The 4,240-nt window shown below is 47.6% G+C and carries 4 protein-coding genes and 1 pseudogene; all 5 read left to right on the forward strand.

Annotation, left to right across the window (positions count from 1 at the left end):
• A pseudogene (locus A3761_RS27875) lies at positions 1-409 on the forward strand (flagellar basal body M-ring protein FliF); the annotation flags it as partial.
• Positions 402-1,424, forward strand: coding sequence for a flagellar motor switch protein FliG (fliG, locus tag A3761_RS17825; RefSeq protein WP_068508201.1), 1,023 nt, complete (start codon positions 402-404; stop codon positions 1,422-1,424). The pseudogene A3761_RS27875 and the gene fliG, both read left to right, overlap by 8 nt.
• Before the next feature lies 1 nt (position 1,425).
• On the forward strand, positions 1,426-2,370 hold the full coding sequence (locus A3761_RS17830; RefSeq protein WP_068508199.1) for a FliH/SctL family protein: 945 nt from the start codon (positions 1,426-1,428) through the stop codon (positions 2,368-2,370).
• Complete coding sequence (gene fliI, locus A3761_RS17835) at positions 2,363-3,730, forward strand: flagellar protein export ATPase FliI (protein ID WP_068508197.1); 1,368 nt, start codon at positions 2,363-2,365, stop codon at positions 3,728-3,730. The genes A3761_RS17830 and fliI overlap by 8 nt, the downstream gene beginning before the upstream one ends.
• Before the next feature lie 32 nt (positions 3,731-3,762).
• Positions 3,763-4,203: a flagellar export protein FliJ gene (fliJ, locus tag A3761_RS17840; protein WP_068739167.1), complete on the forward strand. Its 441-nt coding sequence runs from the start codon at positions 3,763-3,765 to the stop codon at positions 4,201-4,203.
• Positions 4,204-4,240: the final 37 nt, after the last annotated feature.

Raw genomic sequence — 4,240 nt, forward strand, 5'->3', positions numbered from 1 at the left:
AAATGTGATTAATACGCCTTTTGCACCTAAGTTTGTGGAAGCCGTACAAGAGCCGGAAATATGGGAACAGGCGTGGTTCAAAGAGCTGGTGCCCAAAGGCATAGCAATGTTGTTCGCCTTGATTATTATCTTTACCGTCATTCGACCAGTGTTTAAGAATCTTTCTGAAGCTGGCGCTCAAGCGAAAGAGCTTGCTTTAGCGGGAGATGAGGACGGTTTGGCACAGATGGATGCCATGAGTGAAGGTGAGGCAGGAGAACGAGTTACTTTGAGTGCCTCTGATGAGTTTCTGTTACCGGGGGCTTCGGAAGGTTTTGATCGACAACTTAATGCCTTGAAAGGTTTGATTGCTGAGGACCCTGCTAGGGTTGCTCAGGTAATTCGTCAATGGGTAAATGTAGATGACTGATGGTGACGGCGATAAAAAGCTGCCAAAAGTTTCGCGGGTAGATGCTGCTGCGATTTTACTAATGAGCCTGGGTGAAGCGGACGCTGCCCAGGTTTTGAAGCATATGGGGCCAAAAGAAGTACAGCGGGTGGGTACCTCTATGGCGGCATTGAAAGATATTAGTCAGGAACAGGTCGAAGGGGTAATGATCGAGTTTCTGGAGGCTGTCGGATCCCAAACGGGTATGGGAATCGGTTCTGATGAGTATATCAAGAATATGCTGACAGAGGCTTTAGGTCAGGACAAGGCGGATAGCTTAATTGACCGAATTCTTGTTGGTGGTAATACAACTGGTTTAGATACGCTTAAATGGATGGATGGTCGTGCTGTAGCGGAGCTTATACGTTATGAGCATCCACAGATTCAGGCCATTGTATTGTCATATCTTGAATCAGATCAGGCTGCTGAAGTGCTAGGCGTATTAGACGAAAAGGTACGTCTTGACGTTATTATGCGTGTCGCTTCTCTCGAAAGCATTCAGCCACAGGCTTTGCAAGAGCTGAATGATATTCTCGAAAAACAGTTCTCGGGTAACGCTGCGACTAAGACCAGTAAGATCGGTGGTGTCAAGTGTGCGGCAGATATTATGAACTTTATTGATACAACTATTGAAGCCGACTTGATGGATAGTATCAAAGAAGTTGATGCTGAACTCGGTACTGAGATAGAAGAGCTGATGTTTGTCTTCGATAATCTCAAGGATGTTGATGATAGAGGGATACAAACGCTCCTCAGGGAAGTCTCCTCAGATATTCTTATTGTTGCACTCAAGGGTGCTGATACTGAATTACAAGAAAAAATCTTTAAGAATATGTCTAAGCGTGCTGCCGAATTACTCCGTGATGACCTTGAGGCGAAAGGTCCTGTTAAGGTGAGTGAGGTAGAAGGTGCGCAGAAAGAGATACTCACCATTGCTCGACGCTTGTCTGAATCCGGTGAAATTGCGCTGGGCGGATCTGGCGAAGCGATGATATAGCATGAGTGACAAAAACAAGCGTGTCCCTTTAGGTGAACTGAGCGCCTACGAACGCTGGGAGCTGCCGAATATTGGCGATCCCGGTCGTGCGGCTAGTCAGGCAGAAAACGCCAGAAAGGAGAAAGTCAAACCACCGACTGCACAGCAAATTGAATCAATAACTAAGCAGGCATATGACTCCGGCTTTGAAGAAGGCCATCGAGATGGTTTCGCTAAAGGTTCAGAGGACGGTCGTGCTGCGGGTCATGCAGAAGGTTTGGAGGCCGGTAAAAGTGAAGGTTACGAACAAGGGGTTGCCCAAGGCCAGGGTGAAATTGCCGAAAAATTGTCACAGCTAGATGCCCTAATGAACCAGTTGGTTAACCCCATTCAGCAGCAACAGCAAGTCGTTGAAGAGGCGATGTTAAATGTTGCGGTTGCGCTTTCCAGAGCAGTGATTCACCGAGAGCTCAATATTGATAGTGCAAGCCTTACACTGGCTTTGTCTCGAGTCATGGAAGGTTTGCCAGCGCTGGACTCAGGGGCAATGTTAAAGGTCAATGAGCAGGATTATGAAACTGTTTCAAAAGCACTAGAGGCTTTAGGTTCTGGTATTGAGCTAGTGAAAGATCCAAGTGTTATAGCGGGTGGCTTCTTACTGAAGACTTCAGCTCAGGTGATTGACTATACCGTTGAAAAACGATTTCAAAAAGCTGTTCAGAGTATGCTGGATACCGCTGTCAATAATACAGCTTCAGGTACTCAAGAAGTGCCAGTGACGATTGATAGTCTGAGTGACTATTCGGCTGACACCTTGAAAGAGGAACCTGAAACAGGCGATGATGAACTGCGCAAGCTTGATCATGAAATACAAGATTCCGAGTTGCCGGGCACCGAGGATACCGAGGACACCAGTACTTCTGGGGAATTAGATGAACAACTAACACCTGGCCCTGAAGATGAGTGATCTGCTTGAAATCAACACTGCTAGTAATATAGCTGCGAATCTTGGTGTACTGGCTGATTCTGTTCCGACGCAGGTGGCACCACAATTTAGCGGGCGCTTGACGCGCATGGTCGGTCTTACCTTAGAGGCTGTTGGTTGCCAAAGTGTTGTTGGTGATCGTTGCCTTATTCATTCTGTTTCGGGTGACTTGATCGAGGCTGAAGTGGTCGGCTTTGAGGATGATCGTACATTTTTGATGCCACTTGTTGCTGCGGATGGTTTGAAGCCGGGTGCCCTGGTTACGCCAGCTGACTCCATTGGTGAAGTCGCTGTAGGGTGGGGCTTGCTTGGGCGTGTGCTTGACGGTGCCGGAAACGTATTGGATGACCACGGTCCATTAGAAGCTGAAACCCGTATACCTTTTAATGGTGCGGTGATTAACCCGCTTGCCAGAGCGCCAATTCGTGAGTCCTTGGATGTCGGGATTAAAGCCATAAACAGTCTCTTGGCTGTCGGCGTTGGTCAGCGAATAGGCTTGTTTGCAGGTAGCGGTGTTGGTAAAAGTATGCTCTTGGGTATGATGACCCGATTTACTACGGCCGATATTGTTGTCGTAGGCTTAATCGGAGAGCGTGGACGTGAGGTAAAAGAGTTTATTGAGGATATCCTGGGTGAAGAAGGGCTAAAGCGTGCAGTGGTAATTGCTTCGCCTGCTGATGACTCGCCTTTGATGCGTCTGCGAGCTGCGATGCTAACGACTCGGATAGCGGAATATTTTCGTGATCAGGGTAAAAACGTGCTTTTGTTAATGGACTCACTGACTCGATATGCGCAAGCGCAGCGTGAAATTGCATTGTCTGTGGGGGAGCCTCCCGCGACAAAGGGCTATCCACCCTCGGTGTTTGCCAAACTGCCTCAACTCGTCGAACGTGCGGGGAATGGTAAGAAAGGAGGCGGTTCCATTACTGCTTTTTACACGGTTCTCACTGAGGGTGACGATCAGCAAGATCCTATTGCAGACGCCGCCAGGGCTATTTTGGATGGTCATATCGTGCTCTCTCGTAGCTTGGCCGAAGAGGGCCATTATCCAGCGATCGATGTCGAGGCTTCGATCAGTCGAGTTATGCCTCATATCATCAGTGCTGAGCATTTACAGAATGCACAGCGCTTCAAACAAATCTATGCAAGGTATCAGCAAGCCAGAGACTTAATTAGCGTCGGAGCTTATGTTAAAGGTTCTGACCCACAAACTGATTTTGCTATCGAAAGAATTGAAAAGATGAAGCAGTTCCTGCGGCAGGGATTAACTGAGGAGTCTGAAGCGCCCAGAGCGATAGCGGAAATGTCACAAACGATTGCTGCTGCAGCTCAAGCGCAATAATCTAGCTTGCGCTACAGTCTATAAGGTTGTCTATGAAGAAGTCGCAGCGTTTGAAGGTAGTTCTTGATCAGGCAGTGCGAAACGAGCAAGCGGCTTTGGAGCAGATGACAGCTGCAAAGCGCTATTTGGACGATCAGACTGCGCAAATGGATAATCTCAAACAATATCATAATCAATACCTTGCTGATATGAAGCGAGGCCTTGGTAGCGTCCAGAGCGTTACTCAATTGCAGTCAAGCTTGCACTTTGTTAATCAAATTGATGTCGCAATCCAGCAACAACAGCTTGTTGTTGATCAGGGACAAAAAGCGTTCAATATTACCAAAGAAAAGTGGTCAGCTTTGCACCAAAAAACCAAAGGCTTGGCAGACCTTATTCAGCGCTACAAGGATGAGGAAAACGCACTTGCCGACAAGCGTGAGCAAAAGCAGTTGGAAGACGCTCTTCAAGCCAGGATGTTTCGCCGAAAATAGATCGCTGCATCAAAGGCTTGGCTTAATAATAAGCTTC

Source organism: Oleiphilus sp. HI0123, from assembly GCF_001635315.1.